Origin of the sequence: Streptomyces sp. MBT53 (genome assembly GCF_016654115.1) — a bacterium.
Lineage (GTDB): Bacteria > Actinomycetota > Actinomycetes > Streptomycetales > Streptomycetaceae > Streptomyces.
The window spans coordinates 1-396 of record NZ_JAEQAZ010000520.1 but is presented as its reverse complement, the minus strand read 5'-3'; the positions used below and the strand labels follow the sequence as shown (position 1 = coordinate 396).

General features: G+C 74.7%; 1 protein-coding gene. It reads right to left on the bottom strand.

The genetic code is table 11. The annotated features are described in order from the left end of the window. Positions 1 to 396: hypothetical protein (locus JHN45_RS52570; protein ID WP_201056607.1), on the bottom strand; the 396-nt coding region annotated here is incomplete at both ends.

Genomic DNA, 396 nt, shown 5'->3' with positions numbered 1-396 from the left:
ACGACTGTTCGGGGGTCGGAGCACTGTCGTGGACGTCGCTGGACAGCCCTGGCAGCGCGGCGGTGGACGCCATCTGGTCGGCGGCGGCCTGTATCTGGGCGGTGACGGTGTCGACGACCTCCTTCTCGCGGCGGGCGACCTCGGCAGCGGCCTCGGTCGCCTGCTCCTGGGCGTCGGTCTCGTGCTCCGTGGCGATCCGGAGGTTGTCGGCCGCGACGACCTCGGCCTCCGCGTCCCGCGCCGCTTTCTCCACGGCCGTCCCGTGGTCCTGTTCCGCCTTGCGGATCCGACCGGGCCGGTCGGCGGCGGTCGCCTCCGCTGCTGCCAGCTCCGGCCGGGCGGTGGTGAGCGCGGCGGTGGCCTGCTGGATCGCGCCGTTCGCGTCGGCGATCGCCG